The sequence below is a fragment of the Thalassospira sp. MCCC 1A03138 genome (assembly GCF_002115785.1).
Taxonomy (GTDB): domain Bacteria; phylum Pseudomonadota; class Alphaproteobacteria; order Rhodospirillales; family Thalassospiraceae; genus Thalassospira.
Genome location: NZ_JFJY01000012.1, coordinates 1 through 23080 on the forward strand (window position 1 = coordinate 1; position 23080 = coordinate 23080).

Consider the following 23080-nt stretch of genomic DNA (forward strand, 5'->3'; position numbering starts at 1 on the left):
CGCCGGCAATCAGATGTTTTCCTGTCAGGTTATAGGACATCAAATTCTCCGTTTGCTTGATCAGATCACGCGGACTTTAACCGGCTCTTCTGGCTTCACCGCAAGACGGTTGCGCAACGCGCGCCCGAAAGGCTTTGCCTCGATTTCGAATTCATCCCCGTCGCGGGTTTGAATGCCATCGGCAAAACTGAGCGTCGCCGTTCCAAAGAAATGCAGATGGATGTACCCCGGGCGCCGGAAAAGATCATATTTGAAATGGTGATATTCCAGATTGTCGATGGAATGAGACATGTTCTCTTCCCCGCTGACAAACGGCTTCTCCCACAGAATGCCACCGTCACGATATACCCGTGAAACCCCTTCGACATGCCCCGGCAGGTCACCAAGCAATAATTCAGGCCCAATGGCACAGGCGCGAAGCTTGGAATGAGCAAGATACAGATAGTTCTGCCGCTCCATCACATGATCGGAAAATTCATTCCCGATCACAAAACCGATGCGCACCGGAAAGCCATCAGGATCATTGATATAGACCCCGGCAATTTCCGGCTCCTCGCTGCCATCAAGGGCAAAAGACGGACTTGGGATATCATCGCCAGGTGCCGCAATGATCGAACCATCGCCTTTGTAAAACCATTCGGGCTGAATGCCCTTTTCACCCGAAGGCGGCTTTCCGCCCTCAAGCCCCATTCGGAACATCTTCATTGAGTCTGTTTCATCTGCGGCCTTACTGGCGGCCTGATGCATATTTGCCCGTGCCGATGCCGATCCCAAATGGGTCAAACCGGTTCCCGTCACCAGAAGATGGGCAGGATCGGGATGATCAATCGGCGACAGCAACCGCCCTGCAGATGCAATCACATCATAGCTTTCGCGGGCCTCATCGAAGCGGCATTCCGCCGCTTCGATCATGGTCATGCCCCGGTCGATGGCAATTGCTGCCAGATCGCGAACCGTATCCACCCCGGCCAGCGGGGCGACTTTGTCACCATCAACAACGCCAACCCGTCGCTTGCCGTTTTCGGCAATGAATTGAACCAAACGCATGATCATGGCCCCTATTCGATGATCTCGAATTCACCAAGCGCATCCTCGGCGATTTCAAGCCCCAGACCGGGCAGATCATCATCAAGATCAATGAAGCCGTTCTTTGGCACCGGGTCGCCTTTGAAGACGTAGTAGAACAGTTCGTTTCCGACCTCGACATCAAAGACCGGGAAGAATTCCGATATCGGGCAGTTCAGGTTCGCCATCGTCAGGTGATAGTTATGCATCTGACCGGCATGCGGAATGACCGGCACCTGATAGGCTTCTGCCAGTGCATTGATTTTTTGGGCGGCGGTAATACCGCCAACACGGTTGGTGTCATATTGAATGACGCTAAGTGCATTCATATCCAACAGCGTCTTGAATCCGAAATTCGTGAATTCATGCTCACCGCCGGAAATCGGCACGATGTTCATGTTGTTCAGTTCGGCATAGCCCGCAAGATCATCGGCAATCACCGGCTCTTCAAGCCAACGGGGCTCGAATTCTGCCAGTTTGGGCAACATGCGCTTGGTATACTCAAGGTTCCAGCCCATGTAACACTCCAGCATCAGATCACGATCCGGACCGATGACTTCGCGTACGGTTTTGACCAGATCAAGGTTCTTGCGCATGCCTGCGGGACCATCTTTCGGCCCCCAGCCAAAGCGCATCTTGACCATATCAAAACCCTGATCGACATAACTCTGGGCCTCTTTGGCAAGTGCATCAATCGACTGACCATAAAGCTTGGACGCATAGACAGGAATCTGCTCCTTGGTTCTACCACCAAGCAACTTGAATACCGGTTTGCCGGTTGCCTTGCCCATGATGTCCCAGATCGCGATATCAATCGCCGAAATCGCCACCATACCAACGCCTTTACGGCCCCACGCATGGGTACGGCGATACATTTTCTGCCACAGATATTCATTATCGAACGGGTCTTCGCCAATCACCAGCGGCGCAAGATAGGTATCAATGATTTGCTTGGTGATCGTCGGTGCGAGTGCCGCATTACCAATACCGACAAGACCGTTATCAGTTTCAACTTCACAGATCAGCCATTCATGGAACCGGAAGGATCCCATGCTGTCGCCGCGCTCAAAAAGTGCATCGGATGCATTGGTACAGAAATTGGCCTGCGGGGCGACGGTTTTACCGTTCCAGCGCAACACACGTGTGCGGATACTTTTGATTTTCATCGCAATCATCCTTTCAGATGGAGTGCCCGCAAATCGGGCTTTCGAACAAAGCGGTGACGTTCACACAAGACACATGTCCTGGGCGGTCTCCGGATCGAACCAGAATTTTTGATAAGAACCTTGCCGCGGGCCGGGTGCGCAGGGAGAACGCAACCCGTCCGACGGCAAAAACAATCAGGTACTGATCGTCAGGCGGCCAATCGGGCCTGACGTCGGCTTCCCGCCATTCTTGCGACAATTTCAAATGCCGCCAAGGTCGCCCCGACATTGGCTTTGCCAAGGCCGGAGATGTCGTAAGCCGTACCATGCGCAGGCGTTGCAACCGGGATCGGAAGCCCCCCCTGCACGGTCACACCACGATCAAAGCCCAGAAGCTTTATCGCGATCTGCCCCTGGTCGTGATACATGGTGACAATCGCATCAAGTTCCCCGGCTTGCGCCTTTAGGAAGATGGTGTCGGCCGGCCATGGCCCATCCGCCGGAAGTCCAAGGCTTTTGGCCTTCTCTACCGCTGGCGCGATAATGTCGATTTCCTCGCGACCAAAATTCCCGCCATCGCCCGCATGCGGGTTAAGAGCAGCAACACCAACCCGTGGCTGATCGATCCCGTTGGCGACAAGAGCATCGGTAATCAGTCGAACCGCATCAACAATCCGGTCGACCGAAATGTTTTCCACGACACGTGCCAGTGCAATATGGCTGGTCACGCGGCTGGTCCACATGCCTTCCATGGTGTTGAACTCACAGACCGGACCATCATGACCAATATGCTCGGCCATATAATGCAGTTCGTCCTCATGACCCATGCCACCACGGATCATGGCTTCCTTGTTGAACGGCATGAACAAAATGCCATCAACTTTTTCGTCACGTGCAAGGTCAAGGGCGACGTCAAGCGTGCGTAGACTTGCCGCACCGGATTTGGCATCGACCACACCGGGTTTGATCTGATCCGGATCGAAAAATGATGTTTCGATATAGGGATAGGCATCTTTCGGCCAGCTTGCCGGGAGATCCTTGACTGCTGCCAGAGTGATATCAAGACCGGAATCCTTGCGGCCGCGTTCAATCAGGCATTTGTCGCCAATCACCACCACATCCGCCCTTTCGCGAATATCACTGCGCGACAGAAGACGCAGAAGCAATTCCGGACCAATACCGTTGGCGTCGCCGGGGATTACCGCCAGACGCGGTTTCACATTAACAGTCATCTATAAAAGAACTCCACAAGCGTCATGGGAATGAAGGGCAGGTACGTGACCGCCATCAGCACAGCGAACAGCACGCCGATGAAAGGCACATTAACCTTGGTCGTTTCCCAGATATCGGTTTTGGCAATCGAACAGGATGTCACCAGCACACTGGCGACGGGCGGGGTCTGCTGACCAATGGCAAGATTAAGGGTAAGAATGATGCCAAAATGCACGGGATCAATCCCGACCTGCTGGATCAGCGGCAAGACAATCGGCACCACCAGAATGATCGCAGCAGCACCGTGCAATATGCAGCCAAGAACAAGCAAAAGCACATTAAGCAGCATCAGCACAACGAACGGATCATTGGTAAATCCGGTGATCGCCGCAGCCAGCATCTGCGGCAGACCTTCCTCGGTCAGATAAAGACCCAGCACAGCCGAGGTCGCGACCAGCAGCATCACGGTTGCTGTCTGGTTGATCCCTTCGCGCAGGGCATCAAGGAACATCGCAAAATCAAGTTCCCGATAGATGAAAGCCCCGATCACAACCGCGGCAACCACCGCCAGGCCAGCTCCTTCGGTCGCTGTTACCAACCCGCCGAAAATACCGCCCAGAATGATGAATGGCAGGGTCAGCGCCCAGGCCGCCTCACGGAAGGTTTTGCGAACGCGCGCCAGATCAAAACGTTCATCACGCGGAATGTCATATTTTACCGCAAAGTAATAGCTGACACACATCAACCCGAATGCCCCCAGAAGGCCCGGCACGACACCGGCAACAAACAGTTGCACAATCGAGGTATCCGAAAGCGCCCCATAAAGGATCATGGGAATTGAAGGCGGGATAATGATCGCAAGGGATGCCGAAGACGACGTTACCGCAGCCGCAAAGGTGCCTTTATATCCCTTGCGCTTCATGCCAGGGATCAGGACCGAACCGGTCGCGGCAACATCCGCCACCGCAGAACCCGAAATTTCGGCAAAGAATAACGACACACCGATATTGACCATCGCCAGACCGCCACGCATGAACCCGATCAGGGCCGAAACGAAGTCGATCAGCCGACGCGAAATCGACGAGGTGTTCATCAATGCGCCCGCCAGAATGAAGAGCGGGATCGCAATCAGGGGAAAGCTGGTCGCACCATCAAACAGGGCAAGTGCGGCATTGTAGAAACCCGGAACTCCATGCAGGGAATAGACCCCCACCAGTGCAGCCGCACCGATGGATACCGCAATCGGAACCCCCATAAAGACCAGGAAAAACATCAAAGGAAGAATGACTGAAACGGCCATCATGCTGCCCTTTCATTGAACGGCGCATCGCTTTTCTGCGCCTTGGCAATTTCGTGGTTCATTTCTTCGGTTTCGACATCAAGTGCCGTCACCATGCGCTGCCATGCTTCCGGCAAACTCAGCAATTGACCAATCACGAACAGCGCACAGCCGACCGGAATGACCGATTGAGTGAATTGCAAGCCAACCCAGGGCAACGAAATCAGGGTTTCGCCCCCCATGATCTGAAGAACAAACCAGCCGGCCCACGCCATTGTAGCAAACATCGCAATGACGATGGCTTCGCCCATCAGAAAGACGATCTTGCGCAGGGTCAGAGGCAGGGCAAGAAGCACGCCAGAGAAACTAAGGTGGGATCGGCGCACAGCGGCAAGAGCGGCACCGTAATAGGTAATCCAGGCCAGCATCACCGAAGCCACTTCGTCATACCAGACCAGGGAATAACCGCTATAGCGGAAGATCACTGCCAGGATCACGATCAACGCCAGAAACGTGATCAATGTCATGGTAAAGACTTCCAGTGTACGCCGGAACAGAACTGCTGCGAACTGCATCGCGTTCTCTCCTAAGGAAAACGAAGGAAGAAAATGCGGGGCAACCAGACGGATGGTTGCCCCCGCCCGATTTAGTCTGCAGTCGCAAGGGCGGCATCAACCAGTGCCTTGCCGCCATCAATTTCGGATGCGAACTTGTCATAGATCGGCTTGGAAGCTTCAACAAAGGCGGCACGATCCGCCGTATTGACTTCCATACCGCCTGCTGTCAGCTCATCAAGCAGCGCTTTGTCAGCCTTCGCACCGGCATCACGCGACCAAAGGGCCACTTCGCGCGCGGTATTGACCAGAATGTCGCGAACTTCCGGATCAAGGTCGTTATAGACCGTAACCGACATGGTCGGATAAGACGGCGAATAGATATGCCCCGAAAGCGTCAGGTATTTCTGCACTTCGTTAAGCTTGGCAGCCTCGATGTTGGTCAGCGGATTTTCCTGACCATCAATGACACCGGTCTGAAGCCCGACAAAAACTTCGGAAAAGGCCATCGGTGTCGGGTTCGCACCATAGCTCGAGAACATGGCAACACGCCATTCGGACTGCGGCGTGCGTAACTTGATACCATCAAGATCGGCCGGAACATTGATCGGACGCGCATTGTTGGTGATCTGACGGAAACCGTTCTCCCAAAGAGCAAGGATTTTGTAACCGGCCTCTTCTGCCTGCGGGGCGACGGTCGGCCAGAAAACAGACTCTTCGATTTTTGCCAATTGGTCACGATCCTTCACAAGGAACGGCAAATCAAAAAGGGCAAATTTGTCTGCAATGGTCGGCATGGTCGACGACGGCAAAGTAATCTGCACCGTGCCAAGCTTCAGGCGCTGCATCAGCTCTTTGTCCTTGCCCAGCTGGGCAGAGTCAAAAAGCTTCACCGTTGCCTTGTCACCAAGTCGCTCATTGGCAAGACGGGTAAACTCAGCCGCAGTATTCGCCTGAAGCGAACCATGCTCGGCACTGATGGCAAATACGATCTCGTCTGCAGCATTTGCAGTTGCGAGTGCGGACATGGACGTGATGCTGCCAAATGTTACGGCAGCGACAAATTTACGGATACGACCTGTGTGGGTCATGTATTCCTCCCGATTTATATCTATTTCGCTGTTCACCGGTAGCTGGGAACGCACGATCTTTGCCGTGCTTAATTTTGGTATACCATATTGAAGATACCGAGAGTCAACAAAAAATCACCGCAGACCCGGACCCATTGACAAAAAATCATAAAATTTAATATAAAACAATTACTTATGAGAAATCACCACCAATGAGGCCCACTCTCTTCCACCTCCAAATGGTATACCATATTTTTTGGTATACCATTTTCACCTTGCTCTCATTCATTACGCATCCTATAGTTTGCGCAATGACGATACGCAGGGAAGAATGGTTTGAGTAACATCACGCTAAACGCCGGATCAGAATCCGACCTCGACACCTACGAGCCGATTGTCGATGCACCACTCGCAAACATCTCGGAGAACAGCGACCTGCCGCTAGCCCAACAGGCAGCAAATGTCCTGCGCGACATGATCGTGCAAGACATCATTCCGCCGGGCAAACCGATCCGCGAACGCACATTGGCTCAACAGCTTAATATATCGCGCACCCCTCTGCGCGAAGCCTTGCGGATTCTGGCCGTTGACGGCCTTGTCGAACTTCTGCCTTCACGCGGTGCGATTGCGGCAAATCCAAGCCCCGAAGACGTCAAGCACATGCTTGAATTTCTCGGCGGGATCGAAGGTCTTGCCGGGGAACTGGCCTGCAAACGCGCGACCGATGAAGAAATCGACGAAATCCGTGCCCTGCATTACGAAATGCTTGCCGCCTTTGCCCGCAAGGACCGCCTCGCCTATTTCAAACTCAACCAGCGGATTCACCGCGCCCTTGTAATGGCATCGGGAAATCCATTGCTGATTGAAACCCATGAACGCATGAATGCGCGACTTTATCGCATCCGTTATCGATCCAACATGCGCAATACAAAATGGCCAACCGCGATTAGCGAGCATGAGGAAATTTTAAAAGCTATTGAAAGTCGTGATGCCGTCAAACTGAATGACCTGATGCGCAACCACCTCGGCAGCACCTGGATCAAAGTCAGCGAAGACGGTCAAGTCGGCACCGCAGATCATCACGATAACGATTAATCCAGAAACACACGAACCGGCACTGCTGGAACTGGCTCCCGCGAAAGCGGGGGCCTTCTTTTTTGGCTGCAATCAATAAAATGCAGATTCTAAATTTTATGTATCGATGTGGCTCTCTCTTCATGTTGAAGAATTGCAATACGGATCGTCTCCATCAGCTCACTTGCTATCTTGGATAATTCCGCAAATTTTGGCGTTACCAGCCAAATTGTCGACTTGATTGGCTCCAACAGGGGTCGAAATGCAATCCCCTTATCCCAAGGCCCGAAAGACGCAAGAGACGAGACAATCGTAACGCCGTAGCCCGCACTCACCATAGCACACGCCGCCTCAGACATTTGAACCTCTGCAACCGGGCGCATGGAAATTCCAAGCCGTGAAAATGCGGAACTTATGATCGAAAACGACAAATCGTCTCGCCCCAAAGCCACCAACGGGGCCTCCTGTAAATCCTTTAGAGACACGACATTATTACCAGCCAAAGGATGGTCACTGGGCAGGCCGCAAACCATGGAAAGCTCTGCAAACTTTTCACATTTGAGAGCCGGGTTATCCGATGGCACCAGAGAAAGACCGAAATCGGCGGAACGTGTGATCAAGGCATCCTCGATACTACGCGAAGTACGGGTCAAAAGAGTGAAATTGACACCCTCCCGAGTCTTGATCAACTTCGCCACTTCACGGGGAATCAGTTGCATACTTATTGCGGGAAAAGCGACCAAAGCCACCTCTCCACGTTCCAGATTCCGAATTGATCTGGCTGTTTTTTCAACACGAATCACACCTGCCAAAAGTTTGTGCGTTTCGGTGTAAAGCTGTTTGGCCTCCGGTGTCGGAACGAGACGCCCGGTGCTTCGTGAGAACAGATCGAAACCACAACTTTCCTCGAACGATTTCAAAAGCTTGGTAACCGCTGGCTGGCTGACGAAAAGCGTTTCTGCCGCTTTGGTTACAGAACCTACTTTCATCACTGCATTGAATGCTTCGATCTGTCGAATGTTGGCCTTAGCCATCTTTCATATAACCTTTTGGAATACTGAACCCAATAAATATCATTTGTATATTATGCGCAACCGCCTTCCACTAATGATGGATAAAAAAAATAGTCTCATCCATCAGGGAATTCACACAATGAAACATCTAGTGGCAGCACTTGCGGCAGGCGCATCGCTTTTGGCGATGGGATCTGCACAGGCGGAAAGCAAAATTCTAACCGTCGGTGGTTATGGCGGATCATTCGAAACTTTGATGAAGGAACTGATTATTCCTGAATTCGAAGCAAAACATGACGTTGAAATTCGCTTTGTTCCGGGAAACTCAACCGAGAATCTGGCCAGACTGCAGGCTCAGAAAGATAATCAGGAACTTGATGTCGTCATTCTTGACGATGGACCCATGTATCAAGCCGACGCGCTGGGATTCTGTGCTCCGATGAAACAGAGCCCGGTACTGGACAACGTCTATGACATTGCCAAACTCGGTCCCAATTCTATTGGCATTGGCTTTGTCGCAACCGGCTTCACCTACAACACCGAATATTTTGCAGAAAAAGGCTGGAATCCTCCCTCAAGCTGGGAAGATCTCAAGGACGAAAAATACAGCCAGATCCTTACTATTCCCCCCATATCGAACACTTATGGACTGCATACACTGGTCATGATGGCGCGCCTGAATGGTGGTGGCGAAAACGACATTGACCCGGGCTTCGAAGTCATGGCCGACGAAGTCGCTCCGAATGTTCTGGTCTTCGAACCTTCTTCCGGCAAAGCATCTGAACTTTTCCAGTCCAAGGAAGTCGTTCTTTCAATCTGGGGCTCTGGTCGTACCAAATCCTTGGCTGACACCGGCTTCCCTGCCAAATTCGCCTATCCAAAGGAAGGCGCTGTTGCCCTGATGCTTGCGGCATGCCCGGTGGTTGATAGCAATGCTCCAGAAGAGGCTGCTGCCTTTATTGATTATCTCCTTGAACCCGAAATTCAGGTTCGTCTCGCCGATGCAATGGGTTCAGGTCCCGTCAATAATCAGACAGTTCTTCCTGATGAACTGGCATCTGTGCTGCCATACGGACCGGAACAAATTGGCAAACTGATCGCCGTTGACTGGGATGTGATCAATCCCGCGCGTGAAGAATGGACAAAGCGCTGGGCACGTGAAGTCGAACGCTAACATCCCTGGGGCTGTGTGCATCCCGCCCTCAGCCCCTCCTCCCGATCCCGGCCCTCCTCACGCGATATGAGAAAGAAATGTCTTTTCTTGAGATCAAGGCGTTGACCAAACGTTTTTCAGAGACAACAGCCGTCGAGGATTTTTCCCTGACAGTTGAGCGCGGCGAATTTGTATCGCTGCTAGGCCCATCCGGTTGCGGCAAGACAACCACTTTGCAGATGATTGCCGGTTTTGAGCAACCAACATCCGGAAGCATCATTCTCCATGGTCGGAATCTGGCGAAAATACCGGCCCGAAAACGCGGATTAGGTATCGTTTTTCAGACATATGCCCTGTTTCCTCATATGACGGTTGAACAGAACGTTGCTTTCGGGTTGGAAATGCGAGGCATACCCGAGCCAGACCGACGCCAGAAAGTGGCAGCAGCCCTTGATCTGGTCAAACTCTCCCATCTGGCAAAACGCTTACCAAAAGCAATGTCTGGTGGTCAGCGACAACGTGTTGCCCTTGCGCGTGCCTTGGTTATTGAGCCGGAATTGCTGCTCCTTGATGAACCGCTTTCTAACCTGGATGCAAAGCTCCGCGAAGAAATGCAGCTTGAATTACGCCGTATCCAGCAAGAGGCTGGCGTTACGACATTGCTGGTGACACACGATCAATCCGAGGCAATGGCATTAAGTGACCGTATTGCCGTGATGCAGAGTGGTCGCCTGATGCAACTTGGTACGCCATTCGACACCTATGAGACCCCCAAATCCACATTCATTTCAAACTTCCTTGGCAAAACGAATTGTTTGAATGCCCGCCTGGTTTCCACAACAGGCACTGCCAGCACCCTTGTGATAAACGGCATTGAAGTCAGCGGCCCATCGGTAAATCTTTTACCCGGTGATGTGATGGCATCCCTGCGCCCGGAGCGCATTGATATTGTCGAGAGCAGTGATGGCCACACAGAAGCCAAGGTTCTTGAACGCATATTCCTTGGCGACCAATGGTTGTTCCGTTTGGAGACAAAACTTGGAGAACTCCTTGTCGTCCGGCGTAATCGCGGTCGACGCGAAGCAGAACCCGGCGAAAATGTCTTCATTGTCTGGCAGCCCGAACACCTACAGATTCTGCCCGCAAGCCGGGAGAGTGCCTAATGAAAAGCCCCCAAAACATGAAGCCCTGGCTTTTAAGTGGTCCGGCATTTGTTCTCTTTCTGGTCCTGCTTCTGATCCCACTCGTCATGACCTTCATGCTCAGCTTCAACAGCTTCTCGTTTTATGGCGGGATTGAGGACGTATACACCTTTGGTAATTACATCGAAGTTCTCGGAGACAGTTATTTCTACGAGATATTTCTTCGAACGTTTTTGATCGCCTTGATCACAACCGTTTTCTGCGTGCTCCTTGGAGTTCCCGAAGCCTACATCCTTCTTCGAATGCGACCTCTTGCAAGGTCAATCATGTTGCTGGTCGTGCTTGGGCCACTGCTGATCTCGGTCGTTGTCCGGACTTTGGGCTGGGCTATTCTGCTTGGCAACAATGGCGTTATTAATGAACTGCTTCAAAGTCTTGGCCTGATCACGTCTCCGGTCAAAATGCTTTACACATCCGGCGGAATTGTCGCAGCACTGGTCCATGTAATGATCCCGTTCATGATCATCGCGGTTTGGGCTGCACTTCAACGAAGAGATCCGTCTGCTGAGCAGGCCGCAGAGTCCCTTGGCGCATCCCCCGTCAAAGTCTTTACCCGTATCGTCCTGCCACAAGCCATGCCCGGCATTCTCTCTGGATCGCTGATTGTCTTTTCCCTATCGGCCAGCGCTTTTGCAACACCAGCAATCTTGGGCGGGCGTCGCGTAAAGGTCGTTTCAACAACTGTATATGACGAATTTCTAAATACGCTGAACTGGCCTCTCGGTGCGGCAATTGCCGTACTGCTACTGGCGTCGGTCCTTGTGATCATGTTGAGCTGGAACCGACTGATCGAGAAGCGTTACACGGGAGTTTTCGAATGATCAGCAACGGAAGATATTCGCTCCTGTTCAATGCCCTGTTCACGCTCTTTATGGTCGGCCCTCTGGTCGTTGTGATTGGTGTTTCCTTCACACCGACTGGCTACCTTGAATTTCCGCCAAGCGGCCTGTCTCTGCGCTGGTTTGCAGCCATTCTTGATAATCCCGATTTTATTGATGCCGCATGGGTCAGCCTGAAACTCGGTATTGCCTCCGCAACTGTCTCCACCATCGTCGCGGTTCCCGCTGCACTGGCAATTGGTCGCGAAAAATTCTCGGGTCGCGAAGCACTTCAGGCCCTGTTCCTGTCTCCGCTTACTGTTCCGACTGTCGTTCTGGGCATCGCATTTCTCCGTCTGCTTAGTGTTCTCGAACTCAACGGAACCTTTGTTGGCCTCGTGCTGTGTCACGCGATCATCATCACGCCGTTCGTTCTTCGACTTGTATTGTCTTCCGTAGTCGGGATGGACCGCTCCATTGAAAAAGCTGCGATATCACTTGGCGCATCGAACTGGACCGTTTTCCGCCGAATAACGATGCCTCTGATCATGCCCGGCATTGTCGGCGGCTGGGTACTGGCCTTTATCACCAGCTTCGACGAACTGACGGTAACGGTCTTTATCGTCAATCCCTCGACCACCACTCTCCCGGTACGCCTGTTCTCACATATCACACAGACCACAGACCCGCTTATCGCATCGGTATCGACTGTCGTCATTCTGTTCACCGTTGCCCTGATGCTATTGATCAATCGCTTCTATGGGCTTGATCGTCTTCTGATGGGAGAGACCAAATGAAGTCTGTCGATACTATTGTTGTGGGCGGCGGCCTTGTTGGTGCTGCTGTCGCCTATGGTCTCGTGCGCCTTGGTCAAACGGTCGAGATCATCGACGAAGGAGACATCGCGTTTCGAGCATCTCGCGGAAATTTTGGCCTTGTCTGGTTTCAGGGCAAGGGCAGCGACATGCCCGAATATTCACGCTGGACCCGTGGTTCCACCGAAGTCTGGCCTGATCTTGCCGAAGATCTGCGCGCTGAAACCGGAGTGGATGTAAATTACTTCAAGAAAGGCGGCGTCCATCTTTGCCTGTCCGATGAAGCGCTTGAAACCCATTCCGACCTGATCAGGCGCATGCACAATATCCATGGCCCCGAATACGGGGCCAGGATACTGGATCGCAAGCAACTTGATGACATTCTGCCCGGCCTTGGCAACGATGTCGTCGGGGGCAGTTGGTCTCCGCATGACGGACATGCCAGCCCGCTATATTTATTGCGTGCCCTGCACAGCAGATTTCAGCAACTCGGCGGTGTATATCATTCCGGCGCACGTGCCGAGTTCATCGAACGCGACGGCAATGATTTTGTTGTCAGGACGCCCGTTTCCACACACCGGGCGAACAAGGTCGTTCTTGCCGCCGGATTGGGCAACCGTCCCCTTGGCAAGATGGTCGGCCTGAATGTGCCGGTCAATCCGCTTAAGGGTCAAATCCTCGTCACTGAACGAGCAGCACCGACCGCGACCCTATCCATCCCGACCACTTTTGTCAGACAGGCCGCCGAAGGATCGTTTCTGCTCGGTGATAGCCACGAGGATGTCGGGTTCGACACCAGTTCCAAGTCGGCCATTATGGCGGATATCGCCGATAGGGCGATCCGTACATTCCCATTTTTAAAAGATCTGCGTGTGGTGCGCTCATGGGCTGCCCTGCGGGTCATGACACCGGATGGCTGTCCGATCTACGAACAGTCTGAAACCCATCCGGGAGCCTTTACCGTCAACTGCCATTCCGGCGTAACCCTGGCAGGTGCACACGCCATGAACCTGGCCCCGATGATAGCTGCGGGCCACCTGGAAGACTACATGTCAGTGTTCTCTGCGGAGAGATTCAATGTTTAAGCGCGTAATGACCGAAATCAGAAATCCGATCCATATCGAATTCGAAGGTCAGACCATCACCGTCGAGAAAGGCGAAACCGTCGCCGCAGCCCTGATGCTTGCCGGTCATGGGAAATTCCGGGAATCAAGCGTCACCCGGGAAGATCGAGGACCATTCTGTCTGATGGGCGTGTGTTTTGAATGCCTTGTCGAGATCGACGGCACTCCCAACCGCCAAGCCTGCATGACACTGGCTGAAGACGGCATGAAAATCCGCGTGCAGAAAGCCGCATTTGAGGAGGCAACCCGATGAAAACCCATGATGTTGCAATTATCGGTGCCGGCCCGGCAGGAATGGCGGCAGCCATCGAGGCAACCCGAAACGGCCTAAGCACAATTATTCTGGATGAAAATCCAGCACCAGGCGGGCAAATTTATCGATCGATTGAAACCGTACCTGATCAACGTGCCGCTCTCCTCGGCCCGGAATATGTCTCTGGTCGCAGCCTGGCAGCAGATTTTCGGGCCTGCAGCGCGGAATATGTCGCGGCGGCAACAGTCTGGAATATCGATGCCGGACTGCAAATCCACTACTCAATTGCAGGCAAAGGGTCTGCACAAGTTACCGCTGGCTCTCTCATCATTGCCACCGGCGCCATTGAACGCCCAACACCGATGCCGGGCTGGACGCTGCCCGGGGTAACAACTGCTGGCGCCTTGCAGGTTCTCCTTAAGGCACAGGGCGCGATCAATGACGATGTCGTCCTCGTAGGCAGTGGACCGCTTTTGTATCTTGTCGCTGACCAAATGCTAAAAGCCGGAAACGCGCCAAGAGCCATCGTTGAAACGGTACCGTCTGGCCAACTTCTGAAGGCAGCACGTCACCTTCCCAAAGCATTGAAAGCCTTTTCCTATTTACGAAAAGGACTCTCCATGATGCGACGCCTGAGCAAGGCAGGCGTCCCGGTTTATGGCGATGCAAGCAGCATTGTGGTCGAAGGCACCAATAAGGTTGAAGCTGTCCGTTTCCTATCGAAAGGCAAGCAGCACCGCATTGAGACAACCGGTGTAGGGTTGCATCAGGGCGTCATCCCAAATCAGCAGATCACCCGTCTACTGGGATGTGAACATCATTGGCACGAAAGCCAGCAATGTTTTGTCCCGGCCCTTGACGACCGATTTGAAACCTCAGTCGAAGGTGTCTTTGTTGCGGGTGATGGTGCCGGGATCGGTGGCGCTGTGTCTGCCGTACTGCGCGGACGACTAGTGGCCATGCGCATAGCTGAAAAGAATGGCCGGGATACCCGGCTCGAACAGCGTGCAATACAGGTGCAACTGGCACAGGACGCAGCAGTTCGCCCGTTTCTGGAGACTTTGTACGCTCCCTCACCTGAAAACATAGTCCCTGCAGATGATGTCATGGTGTGCCGGTGCGAAGAAATCTCTGCCGGACAAATCCGCCATGCTGTCGATCTTGGGGCACCTGGTCCCAATCAGGTCAAATCCTATTTACGATGCGGTATGGGGCCTTGTCAGGGCCGGATGTGTGGAACGACTGTGGCAACAATCATCGCAGAACATCGCCAGAAAGATATCAAAGAAATCGACTATTACCGTATTCGGCCGCCTCTAAAACCTTTGGCGTTGTCGGAACTGGCATCCATCGAATCAGAACCTACCCGCCACACTCCACTGTAAGGGGCATCAACGATGAGCACCCCATCAACTGCCGATCTGGTCGTCATCGGCAGCGGCATCCATGGCTGCTCAGCAGCCCTGCATGCCGCCCTGCGCGGTCTTTCGGTTATCGTGATCGAAAAGGATACGGCTGGTCGCCACGCATCCGGCGTGAATGCTGGTGGCGTCCGCCGACTGGGACGCCTTTTGCCGGAAGTACCGATCTCAGACCGGTCAATGAATATCTGGAACAAGATCAGCAACCTTGTGGATGACGATTGCGGCTTTCAAAAAGCCCCCCAGATCAAGGTAGCCGAGACCGAAGACGAGATGGAAGCACATCGCGAACGTGTTCGTGTCCTCAATGACATGGGCTTTCATCACGAAACCATCCTGTCGCAGGCCGAACTTCGTGACTACCTGCCCGCTGTTTCCGATCATTGTATTGGTGGTCTGGCCAGTCTTGAGGATGGTTTTGCCTTGCCCTATCAGACGACTTTTGCCTTCCAACGCAAAGCTGTCAAACTCGGTGTCCGTTTTTACGAAAACACCCGTGCACAGAAAGTTCAACGCGATGGGAAGAACTGGCGGGTGGTTACCGACCGCGGCACATTTTCCGGTACATACCTGCTGAATTGTGCTGGCGCATGGGCCGGGAATTTTGCGCAACAGCTCGGGGAATATGCCCCCGTAGAAGCCATCGCCCCCATGATGATCGTAACTGCGCGCATGCCACGTTTCTGCAATGCTGTCGTCGGTGCAACCGGACGTCCGCTGTCATTCAAGCAGATGGAAAATGGCACAGTCGTGATCGGTGGGGGTCTGCGTGGCATCGCCAGCCCCGAGACAAATGGCTCACAGATGCTGTTTGGCAAACTAAAGCAAACAGCAGATACCGCCATTTCCATCTTCCCGGTCATGAAAACGGCAACAATTGTTCGGTCTTGGTCCGGGATAGAAGGACGCATGCCCGATGACATGCCTGTCATTGGACGTTCCTCCACCGAAGAAAACGTGTTCCACGCTTTCGGGTTTTCCGCCCACGGCTTTCAGATGGGGCCGGGGGTAGGAGAATTGATGGCGGAACTGATCGCAACCGGCGAGACAAACGCCCCGATCGAGCCCTTCAACATTTCACGTTTCACCACAAAACACTGATCAAACCAAGGAGATTTCAATGATCAAGCGCCACATCCAGACCAAAATCAATCACCGCGTTGTCGAATATAATGGCGTTTTATACTTTGGCGGCCTTGTTGCCGACGATAAATCCAAGGACATGAAAGGCCAGACCGCAGAAATCTGCAACAAAATCGACGCCCTTCTTGCAGAAGTCGGATCTTCAAAAGACAAGCTGCTGACCGCAATGATTTATATTTCCGATTTCGATGCCAAAGATGGCATGAACGAAGCGTGGCTTGAATGGCTCCCCGGCGAAATTCTGCCAACTCGTGCAACAATCGGCGTCAATGAACTTGGCGCAAACACCCTGATCGAAGTCGTGGTATCTGCAGCCAAATAGCAATCTGCTATAGCATCTTTCAATTCGCGGTGAGTTTAACAAGTTAGCCGCAACGCAAATGTTAATCTTTGGCACAGGCACATCGAGAAATTTCAAGATGCCTGTGCCAAAACCGTAAAGTTAGATATCAAAGTTGGTCGGCAATACGATCATGTCGCGAATGGTCACCGTACGCGGGCGCGACAGCATGTAAATCACCGCATCGGATACTTCCTCGGGATCAAGCAGTGCGCCATTTTCCTTGGCCTTACGCAGATTTTCTTCGGGCCAGTCTGCCAAAAGGGCCGAAACGACCGGCCCCGGCGAGACTTGTGCAACACGAATGCCGTGCTTGTTTAGCTGGCGACGCATGGTTTGCACAAAACAAGTGATTGCCCATTTTGACCCGGAGTAAACCGGCTCCCACTGGATCGGCATATGACCTGCAACGGAAGCCGTCACAATGATGTCACCGGTTTTGCGTTCCTGCATGTGCGGGATCACATCACGAACATTCTTCATCACGGCATTGACGTTCAGGTTCAGCATCCGGTCAATCGTTGCGGTGTCTGTTTCGGTCAAGTCACCACCGATATAGGAACCTGCATTGCAATGCAGAATGTCGATATGGTCGACCTTTTGCAGGATTTCGGGAACCATCGCAGCACAGCTCTCTGCATCAAGCAGATTGGTATGCTGCGCAATAGCATTCGCACCCAATTCAGTCGTCAACTGAGAAAGGGCATCCTTATTGTAGTCAACCATAATAACCTTTGCGCCAGCTTCAAGAAGCGCGCGCGTAGTAGCAAGACCGATGCCCGAGGCAGCGCCAGTGACAACAGCAACTTTGCCCTGAAGAGATTGAGCCATAATTCGTCTCCGATAAGAAATGAGTGAGATCAGACAGCCAGAAAACCGCCATCGACGGGCAATACGGCCCCACTGACGAAGGACGCATCGTCGCTCAACAACATGATGATCGAACGGGCAACGTCATCTACCTCGGCAAAACGCCCTTGGGGGTGACGAACCATCATCGGATCGGCTTTGGCCGGATCCGACCAGGCCGTCGCGGCAAGTTCGGTCATGGTAATAGTGGGGGCAATGGCATTGACCCGAATACCGTACGGTCCAAGCTCCTTCGCCATTACGCGGGTCGCGCCTTCCAGTCCGGCCTTGGAGGCGGCGTAGCACATATGTTCCTCAAACCCGCGATGCCCGGCAATGGATGTCACATTAACAATCGCCCCACCACCACCGGCTCTCACCCGAGCACGCGCAAATTCCTGCGCACAAATCAAAGCCGCCCTCAGATTGATGCCCATCACGGTTTCATACCCCGCATCGGTCATCTCAAGCACACTTTCAAGGACATTGGTCCCGGCACAATTGATCAGAAAATCTGCCGTCCCCGCTGTCTGCATGGCATTGCGCGCCGCCCTGCTGTCCGACAAATCCACCTGAATCGCGCGCGCCCCGATCTGGGCATTCAGCGCATCAAGATCCCCTTGTGTTCTGGCCATGGCGATGACGGAGGCACCGCGTTCAGCCAAAAGATGGGCGCAGGCACGACCGATGCCTTTGCCACCCCCTGTGATCACGACTGTTTTTCCGTTGAATGTATCGGTCATGAAGCGACGTTTCCCTGATAATGATTACGCAATTTGCACCATGGCCAGCTTATTGTTTACCGCTGTTTTTCTCGTTTTGCGATGCACTGCGTCACTGATTAAGTCATGCGTTCCAACAGAATATCTGCGGTCAGATCATCTGTGACGAGTGTATCCACCAGCCCACGCTTGATTGCTGCATGAATGATTGGAACCTTGTGCTTGCCCGCCGCCGTCAGGATCTTGTTGGGAATATCTGCTAGCGCGTTTAGGTCGACCCCGACCGTTCGCTCGTTTAGCGGATGGTCAATCTCGTTCCCATCAGCATCAAGAAAACGGCCCAGAACATCCCCGACCGCACCCGCGTCACGCAATTCCTGCATGGTCAGATCCCTTGGCAAACCATATTTCACCATAAATGACAGATCGGACACATCCCCCACGACCAGAAGGGCTGCATCAGCAGAAAGGCACCGCTCGATATGGGATGCATAGATTTCCTGGCTGAGGAAAATATCTTTATCCACATCATCGGGCAGATAAATCGGTGCAACCAGATGTGAATAGTTGGCGTCAAACCGCTCGGCAAAGCCCGAAGCAATGCTAAAGGCATTAAAGGATGATCCGGCCGCTGTCCCACCCATCAGGGCAAGAATTTCCAGATCCGGCAGGGAATGACGCGGCAAACGCTCCATCGCGCGCTGCAATGTTACCCCCCAAGAAACCCCGATCCTTTTCCACGGCTCAGTCTTGAGCGTGGTTGTCAGATAGTGGGCAAGTGCCGCGCCAACAGGGGCGTGATAGTCATAATTGTTATGGTCTACCGGAACGACCAGCGCTTTGCCAACACCTACCTGCTCCAAACGTTTTTGTGCTTCAAGCCGGGTTACAAAAGGCGACTCGATCTGGATTTTCACCAACCCCAGCGACTTTGCTTTCTGAATGGCCTGATTAACACGCAGGCGGGTTACCCCCATATCACGCGCGACTTCCGCCTGTGTCTGGCCGTTCACGTAATAGCGCCAACAGACCTCGGTCACGAAACCTTCGCTATCCTCAAGTGGTTCTCTTGGCATGAATTATTTCCTCTTGTCGCCCCGCACATTGGCCCTGTGCAATCATCACGTCACGCAAACTAACAAATGTAATTCAAAAATTACAAATGAAAATTTTCACTTGCATCAAATATATTACATATGCATTCTTCCGGCGACCGGAATCGCAAATCCAACGCAGCGCAAGACTGCCAAATGCGATCCCCCATCAATCAACGGGAGGAATATTCAATGAATTTTGCACTCAAAGTGGGCGTCTCAGCTATAGCCATGGCTGTCGCCTCAAGCACTGCTTATGCTGATGATGCATTCTGGAAAGAAGCAGCCGCCCCCTATCAGGATGTCACACTGCATGGCGTGACGGAATCCACACCGCCATCCAATTACATTCGCGAAGTCCTCGCCCCACAATTCGAGGAACTGACCGGTATCCGCGTTGATATCGAGACCACGTCCTGGGATCAGATGTATGACAAGGCCATCAAGGACATGGAAGCTGGAACCGGCATCTATGACATGGTCTTTATCGAACAGGACATTGTCTATTCCTATCTGGCGCGCGACTTCCTGACAGACACGACCAAACTTCTGGCCGACAATCCGTCCCTTAAGGCACCGACTTACAGCGAGAACAACTTCACCACCTTTGCCGATTACTTCCGTGGTGAAAACGGTCACCTGTATGGCGTCCCTATGGAAGCCTTCATCAAGATCTATCTCTATCGTACCGACCTGTTCAACGATCCGGAAATCAAGGAAGCCTTCAAGGCAGAAACCAGGCATGAGCTAAAACCGGCCACCACGCATGAAGAATATGGCGAGATCGCCCGCTTCTTCACCAAGTGGGGCGAAGATCACGACCTGGATCTGTGGGGCACCACCGCACAGGCCCATACCGGTCATCCGGCATCCTGGTACGAGTTCTTTGAAACCATTGCCCCAACCTATGGCGTGTACAACTGGGGTATTGACGCGAAAAACAACTATGCCGCATCGGTTGCCAATGGCGGCTCAATGAACAGCCCCGAAGCCAAGGAAGCCATGAAGTGGTGGCTGAGCATGCGCGACATAGCCCCGCCTGAAAGCAATGCTTCGACCTGGACGGAAGTCGGCACCACATTCGGTGCGGGTCGTGTTGCCCAAGGTCTGGTCTATGGTGAAAACGCCGGCTGGATCGCAGCCGATGAATCCAAATCGCTTGTGGTTGGAAAAGTGGGTGTCGCCCTGCCCCCGATGGAAGACGGAATTCTTGAGGAAGTCGAAGGCGGCAAAGGATATATCGGTTATTACGATGGGGGGGCCTTTGGCATTCCAGCAACGTCAAAAAACCAGAAAGCCGCGATGCTGTTCCTGCAATATATCGGTCAGGACGAAGTTCAGCCGGACTGGGCGGTTGCCGCACCACGTGTGACCAACAAATCGACCTATGACGATCCCAAAGTCCAGGCCATGAACAAAGAACTTGGCGGATATTATGACCTCTTGCGTGACAAGGGATATCTGTTTGCCGGCGCCCCGGCATATCCGTTCCATGCACAGGTTCGCGAAGCTACTGCACCGATCCTGTATCAAATCCTGACGGGCGACCTTGGCCCGGACGAGGGACTTGATCAGATGGCAGCAAAGGCCGAAGCCGAACTGACCGATCTTGGCTATCGCAAGTAAAGTCCGTCACCCAAAACCTTTCTTGGTCGCTGTCCATCCGGGCAGCGACCATACCAAGGCATGATCCATCTTCTCAGATCATGACCGCCACACTGCATCTTTTTCCAGGGAGTTGACGATGCAATCCAACAAGCTTGGTTGGATCCTCCTGGCCCCTACGCTGGTGATCCTGTTTTTCTTCGGCGTTTTGCCGTTCCTGTATGTCGTTTTCGTCTCGTTCCATCAATGGAATCCATTTGCGGCGTCCCCCGAAATGATTTTCAACGGCGCGGAGAATTTCCGGCGTATCGTCTTTGACAGCGCATTTCTGAATTCGCTGGGTGTGACAGTTGCCTTTGTCATCTTTGCCGTTCTCTCTGAACTGGTGATCGGTTACCTGCTGGCCCAGGCCTTTATGCGGGAATTCCCCGGAAAGTCGATTTTTCGCACAATCCATACACTGCCACTCATCATGGCACCGATCATTGTCGGGTCGGTCTGGAAACTGATGACCACACCATCCATCGGGATCATCCCCCATTATCTGGATGAATGGTTCGGGATCACGATGAATATCGGGACATCCGCCCCCGCGGCCTTCCTGACCATCGTCATCATGGATATCTGGCACTGGACGCCACTTGTCACCCTGACCCTGATCGCGGCACTGGTGTCGCTGCCGCGTGATCCGTTTGAACAGGCCCAGATCGACGGGGCAAACAAAGCTCAGACATTCTGGCACATTACCCTTCCGATGATCACACCGGCTCTGGTCGCAACCGTTTTCATTCGCCTGATGGATGCCCTGCGCACGGTCGATGAAGTCTGGATGCTAACCGGGGGTGGTCCGGGATCGTCCACCCGTTTCCTTGGCGTGCATATCTTCAAGGAAGTCTTCCCCAAGACCAATTACGGCTATGGCTCTACCATTTCGGTGATCGTGCTGTATCTGACCATCGTGGTTTGCTGGCTGCTCTATGTCAGCATGCTCGCCCCACGCAAGAACCGGAAGGGATAGGACAAGACGATGAAAAAGCGCAACCCACTACTGACAACGCTTTTCTGGATATTGATCAGCCTTCTGACCCTGTTTCCGATCTATTGGCTGTTTGTCATTTCGGTCAAACCCGCGGTTCAGCTTTTCAGCACACCGGACATCCTTGTCAGCAATCCCTATTGGGGGAACTATGTCGAGGTTCTCGGCAATCGGTTGATCCGAAGCTACATGGTCAATTCACTGGTGATTTCGACCGGGAATGCCGTGCTGTGCACAGTGCTTGGTTTCTTTACCTGCTATGCGCTATCGCGTTTCAATCTCCGCGCTAAGGAATCCATCTTTTTCTGGACGATCACCAACCGTATGGCACCTCCCGCAGTGTTCCTGTTGCCGCTTTTCCTGTTGATGACACAGGTTTACCGGATTGGCGATTTCACGTTACTTGATACCCGGATAGGCATGATTCTGGTCTATTGCACCTTTAACCTGCCATTTGCGATCTGGACCCTGCGCCCGACGATTGACGCCATCCCGCGTGAACTGGATGAAGCCGCCTATGTCGATGGTGCAAGCCCATGGAAAGTTATTACCGAAATCGTTTTTCCGCTTTGTCGGCCCGGGCTTGCCGTGACCCTGATCCTGACCTGGGTGTTTGCCTGGAACGAGTATCTGCTGGCCGCGACACTTACCAATTTCGATGCCCGTACCCTGACCACCGGCCTCTCGGAATATGTCACGACCACCGGGACCGAATGGGGAATCATGGCCACGATTTCAGTCTTCACCCTGATCCCGGCCCTGATCGTGTTCGGTCTGGTTCAAAAACACATTGTCGCCGGTCTGACCTTTGGCGCGGTGAAAGGATAACACCATGACCAAACAACACGCGACACAGCTTGATACAGCCTCGCTGACTGAAGACGACACCGAAAAAACCAAGACCCCGGAAGAACGGCAGGGCTTTCTGCCAATCGAAACCAATGCCTTTGACCGATGCTTTATCTCGGTCGTGATCTGGGTGGCAATGTCCCTGTTCTGGTTCCGCTTCCTGGAGCCAATGGGTCTGTCCATCTGGATTTCGAATGCCATTGCCCTTGCTCTTGCTGTCTTTATCGTCAGGAAAGGATAACGC

Annotated in this window: 24 protein-coding genes; 14 read left to right on the forward strand and 10 right to left on the reverse strand. The window is 53.0% G+C overall.

Annotated elements, in window-relative coordinates; genetic code table 11:
* Nucleotides 1–60: 60 nt before the first annotated feature.
* The 6 genes from araD1 to TH468_RS19220 all read right to left on the reverse strand — a co-directional run bounded on the left by araD1 (nucleotide 61) and on the right by TH468_RS19220 (nucleotide 6346).
* A complete protein-coding gene (araD1, locus tag TH468_RS19195) occupies nucleotides 61–1047 on the reverse strand; it encodes an AraD1 family protein (protein ID WP_085646175.1) in 987 nt (328 codons plus the stop codon).
* 11 nt (nucleotides 1048–1058) lie between these two features.
* Entirely contained in the window at nucleotides 1059–2231 is a 1173-nt protein-coding gene (locus tag TH468_RS19200; RefSeq protein WP_085646176.1) for an L-rhamnonate dehydratase, read from the reverse strand.
* Nucleotides 2232–2419: 188 nt separating this feature from the next.
* The gene (locus TH468_RS19205) at nucleotides 2420–3442 is read right to left on the reverse strand and encodes a 4-hydroxythreonine-4-phosphate dehydrogenase PdxA (protein ID WP_210402270.1); all 1023 of its coding nucleotides are present in this window, start codon (nucleotides 3440–3442) and stop codon (nucleotides 2420–2422) included.
* A complete protein-coding gene (locus TH468_RS19210) occupies nucleotides 3439–4725 on the reverse strand; it encodes a TRAP transporter large permease (RefSeq protein WP_246832388.1) in 1287 nt (428 codons plus the stop codon). The genes TH468_RS19205 and TH468_RS19210 overlap by 4 nt, the downstream gene beginning before the upstream one ends.
* Nucleotides 4722–5276, reverse strand: a complete 555-nt coding sequence (locus TH468_RS19215; RefSeq protein WP_085646145.1) for a TRAP transporter small permease — start codon at nucleotides 5274–5276, stop codon at nucleotides 4722–4724. Before TH468_RS19215 ends, TH468_RS19210 begins: the two co-directional genes overlap by 4 nt.
* 71 nt (nucleotides 5277–5347) lie before the next feature.
* The gene (locus TH468_RS19220; protein WP_085646146.1) at nucleotides 5348–6346 is read right to left on the reverse strand and encodes a TRAP transporter substrate-binding protein; all 999 of its coding nucleotides are present in this window, start codon (nucleotides 6344–6346) and stop codon (nucleotides 5348–5350) included.
* A gap of 315 nt (nucleotides 6347–6661) precedes the next feature.
* On the opposite strand from TH468_RS19220, the gene TH468_RS19225 reads away from it, so the two are divergent.
* Nucleotides 6662–7420, forward strand: coding sequence for a GntR family transcriptional regulator (locus TH468_RS19225; protein WP_210402271.1), 759 nt, complete (start codon nucleotides 6662–6664; stop codon nucleotides 7418–7420).
* A gap of 89 nt (nucleotides 7421–7509) precedes the next feature.
* Here TH468_RS19225 and TH468_RS19230 read toward each other — a convergent pair whose 3' ends face one another.
* Nucleotides 7510–8433 carry a LysR substrate-binding domain-containing protein gene (locus TH468_RS19230; protein ID WP_085646147.1) on the reverse strand — a complete coding sequence of 308 codons (924 nt, stop codon included), beginning with the start codon at nucleotides 8431–8433 and terminating at the stop codon, nucleotides 7510–7512.
* Here TH468_RS19230 and TH468_RS19235 point away from each other — a divergent pair.
* From TH468_RS19235 to TH468_RS19275, 9 genes are all read left to right on the forward strand, one after another.
* Nucleotides 8417–9586, forward strand: a complete 1170-nt coding sequence (locus TH468_RS19235; RefSeq protein WP_246832389.1) for an ABC transporter substrate-binding protein — start codon at nucleotides 8417–8419, stop codon at nucleotides 9584–9586. The two genes, TH468_RS19230 and TH468_RS19235, sit on opposite strands and share 17 nt — an antisense overlap.
* A 77-nt stretch (nucleotides 9587–9663) precedes the next feature.
* A complete protein-coding gene (locus TH468_RS19240; RefSeq protein WP_085646148.1) occupies nucleotides 9664–10728 on the forward strand; it encodes an ABC transporter ATP-binding protein in 1065 nt (354 codons plus the stop codon).
* Nucleotides 10728–11588 carry an ABC transporter permease gene (locus tag TH468_RS19245; RefSeq protein ID WP_085646149.1) on the forward strand — a complete coding sequence of 287 codons (861 nt, stop codon included), beginning with the start codon at nucleotides 10728–10730 and terminating at the stop codon, nucleotides 11586–11588. The genes TH468_RS19240 and TH468_RS19245 overlap by 1 nt, the downstream gene beginning before the upstream one ends.
* Nucleotides 11585–12382 carry an ABC transporter permease gene (locus TH468_RS19250; protein WP_085646150.1) on the forward strand — a complete coding sequence of 266 codons (798 nt, stop codon included), beginning with the start codon at nucleotides 11585–11587 and terminating at the stop codon, nucleotides 12380–12382. The genes TH468_RS19245 and TH468_RS19250 overlap by 4 nt, the downstream gene beginning before the upstream one ends.
* Nucleotides 12379–13485, forward strand: coding sequence for an FAD-binding oxidoreductase (locus TH468_RS19255; protein ID WP_085646151.1), 1107 nt, complete (start codon nucleotides 12379–12381; stop codon nucleotides 13483–13485). Before TH468_RS19250 ends, TH468_RS19255 begins: the two co-directional genes overlap by 4 nt.
* The gene (locus TH468_RS19260; RefSeq protein ID WP_085646152.1) at nucleotides 13478–13777 is read left to right on the forward strand and encodes a (2Fe-2S)-binding protein; all 300 of its coding nucleotides are present in this window, start codon (nucleotides 13478–13480) and stop codon (nucleotides 13775–13777) included. The genes TH468_RS19255 and TH468_RS19260 overlap by 8 nt, the downstream gene beginning before the upstream one ends.
* Nucleotides 13774–15162 carry an NAD(P)/FAD-dependent oxidoreductase gene (locus TH468_RS19265; protein WP_085646153.1) on the forward strand — a complete coding sequence of 463 codons (1389 nt, stop codon included), beginning with the start codon at nucleotides 13774–13776 and terminating at the stop codon, nucleotides 15160–15162. The genes TH468_RS19260 and TH468_RS19265 overlap by 4 nt, the downstream gene beginning before the upstream one ends.
* A 12-nt stretch (nucleotides 15163–15174) precedes the next feature.
* Entirely contained in the window at nucleotides 15175–16299 is a 1125-nt protein-coding gene (locus TH468_RS19270) for an FAD-binding oxidoreductase (RefSeq protein WP_085646154.1), read from the forward strand.
* A 19-nt stretch (nucleotides 16300–16318) separates the two neighbouring features.
* Nucleotides 16319–16663 (forward strand): RidA family protein, encoded by a 345-nt coding sequence (locus TH468_RS19275; protein ID WP_085646155.1) that lies wholly within the window; start codon nucleotides 16319–16321, stop codon nucleotides 16661–16663.
* Between the two features lie 120 nt (nucleotides 16664–16783).
* Here TH468_RS19275 and TH468_RS19280 read toward each other — a convergent pair whose 3' ends face one another.
* The 3 genes from TH468_RS19280 to TH468_RS19290 all read right to left on the reverse strand — a co-directional run bounded on the left by TH468_RS19280 (nucleotide 16784) and on the right by TH468_RS19290 (nucleotide 19328).
* Nucleotides 16784–17512 (reverse strand): SDR family oxidoreductase, encoded by a 729-nt coding sequence (locus TH468_RS19280; RefSeq protein WP_085646156.1) that lies wholly within the window; start codon nucleotides 17510–17512, stop codon nucleotides 16784–16786.
* A gap of 29 nt (nucleotides 17513–17541) precedes the next feature.
* Nucleotides 17542–18273 (reverse strand): SDR family oxidoreductase, encoded by a 732-nt coding sequence (locus tag TH468_RS19285; protein WP_085646157.1) that lies wholly within the window; start codon nucleotides 18271–18273, stop codon nucleotides 17542–17544.
* A 98-nt stretch (nucleotides 18274–18371) separates the two neighbouring features.
* Nucleotides 18372–19328: a sugar-binding transcriptional regulator gene (locus TH468_RS19290; protein ID WP_085646158.1), complete on the reverse strand. Its 957-nt coding sequence runs from the start codon at nucleotides 19326–19328 to the stop codon at nucleotides 18372–18374.
* Nucleotides 19329–19538: 210 nt separating this feature from the next.
* Between TH468_RS19290 and TH468_RS19295 the strand changes: the two genes are divergently transcribed.
* The 4 genes from TH468_RS19295 (at nucleotide 19539) to TH468_RS19310 (ending at nucleotide 23077) form a co-directional block, all read left to right on the forward strand.
* The gene (locus TH468_RS19295) at nucleotides 19539–20972 is read left to right on the forward strand and encodes an extracellular solute-binding protein (protein WP_085646181.1); all 1434 of its coding nucleotides are present in this window, start codon (nucleotides 19539–19541) and stop codon (nucleotides 20970–20972) included.
* Between the two features lie 118 nt (nucleotides 20973–21090).
* On the forward strand, nucleotides 21091–21969 hold the full coding sequence (locus tag TH468_RS19300; protein ID WP_037991661.1) for a carbohydrate ABC transporter permease: 879 nt from the start codon (nucleotides 21091–21093) through the stop codon (nucleotides 21967–21969).
* A 9-nt stretch (nucleotides 21970–21978) separates the two neighbouring features.
* Nucleotides 21979–22815 (forward strand): carbohydrate ABC transporter permease, encoded by an 837-nt coding sequence (locus tag TH468_RS19305; RefSeq protein WP_085646159.1) that lies wholly within the window; start codon nucleotides 21979–21981, stop codon nucleotides 22813–22815.
* A 4-nt stretch (nucleotides 22816–22819) separates the two neighbouring features.
* Nucleotides 22820–23077: a DUF2160 family membrane protein gene (locus TH468_RS19310; protein ID WP_085646160.1), complete on the forward strand. Its 258-nt coding sequence runs from the start codon at nucleotides 22820–22822 to the stop codon at nucleotides 23075–23077.
* Nucleotides 23078–23080 lie beyond the last annotated feature (3 nt).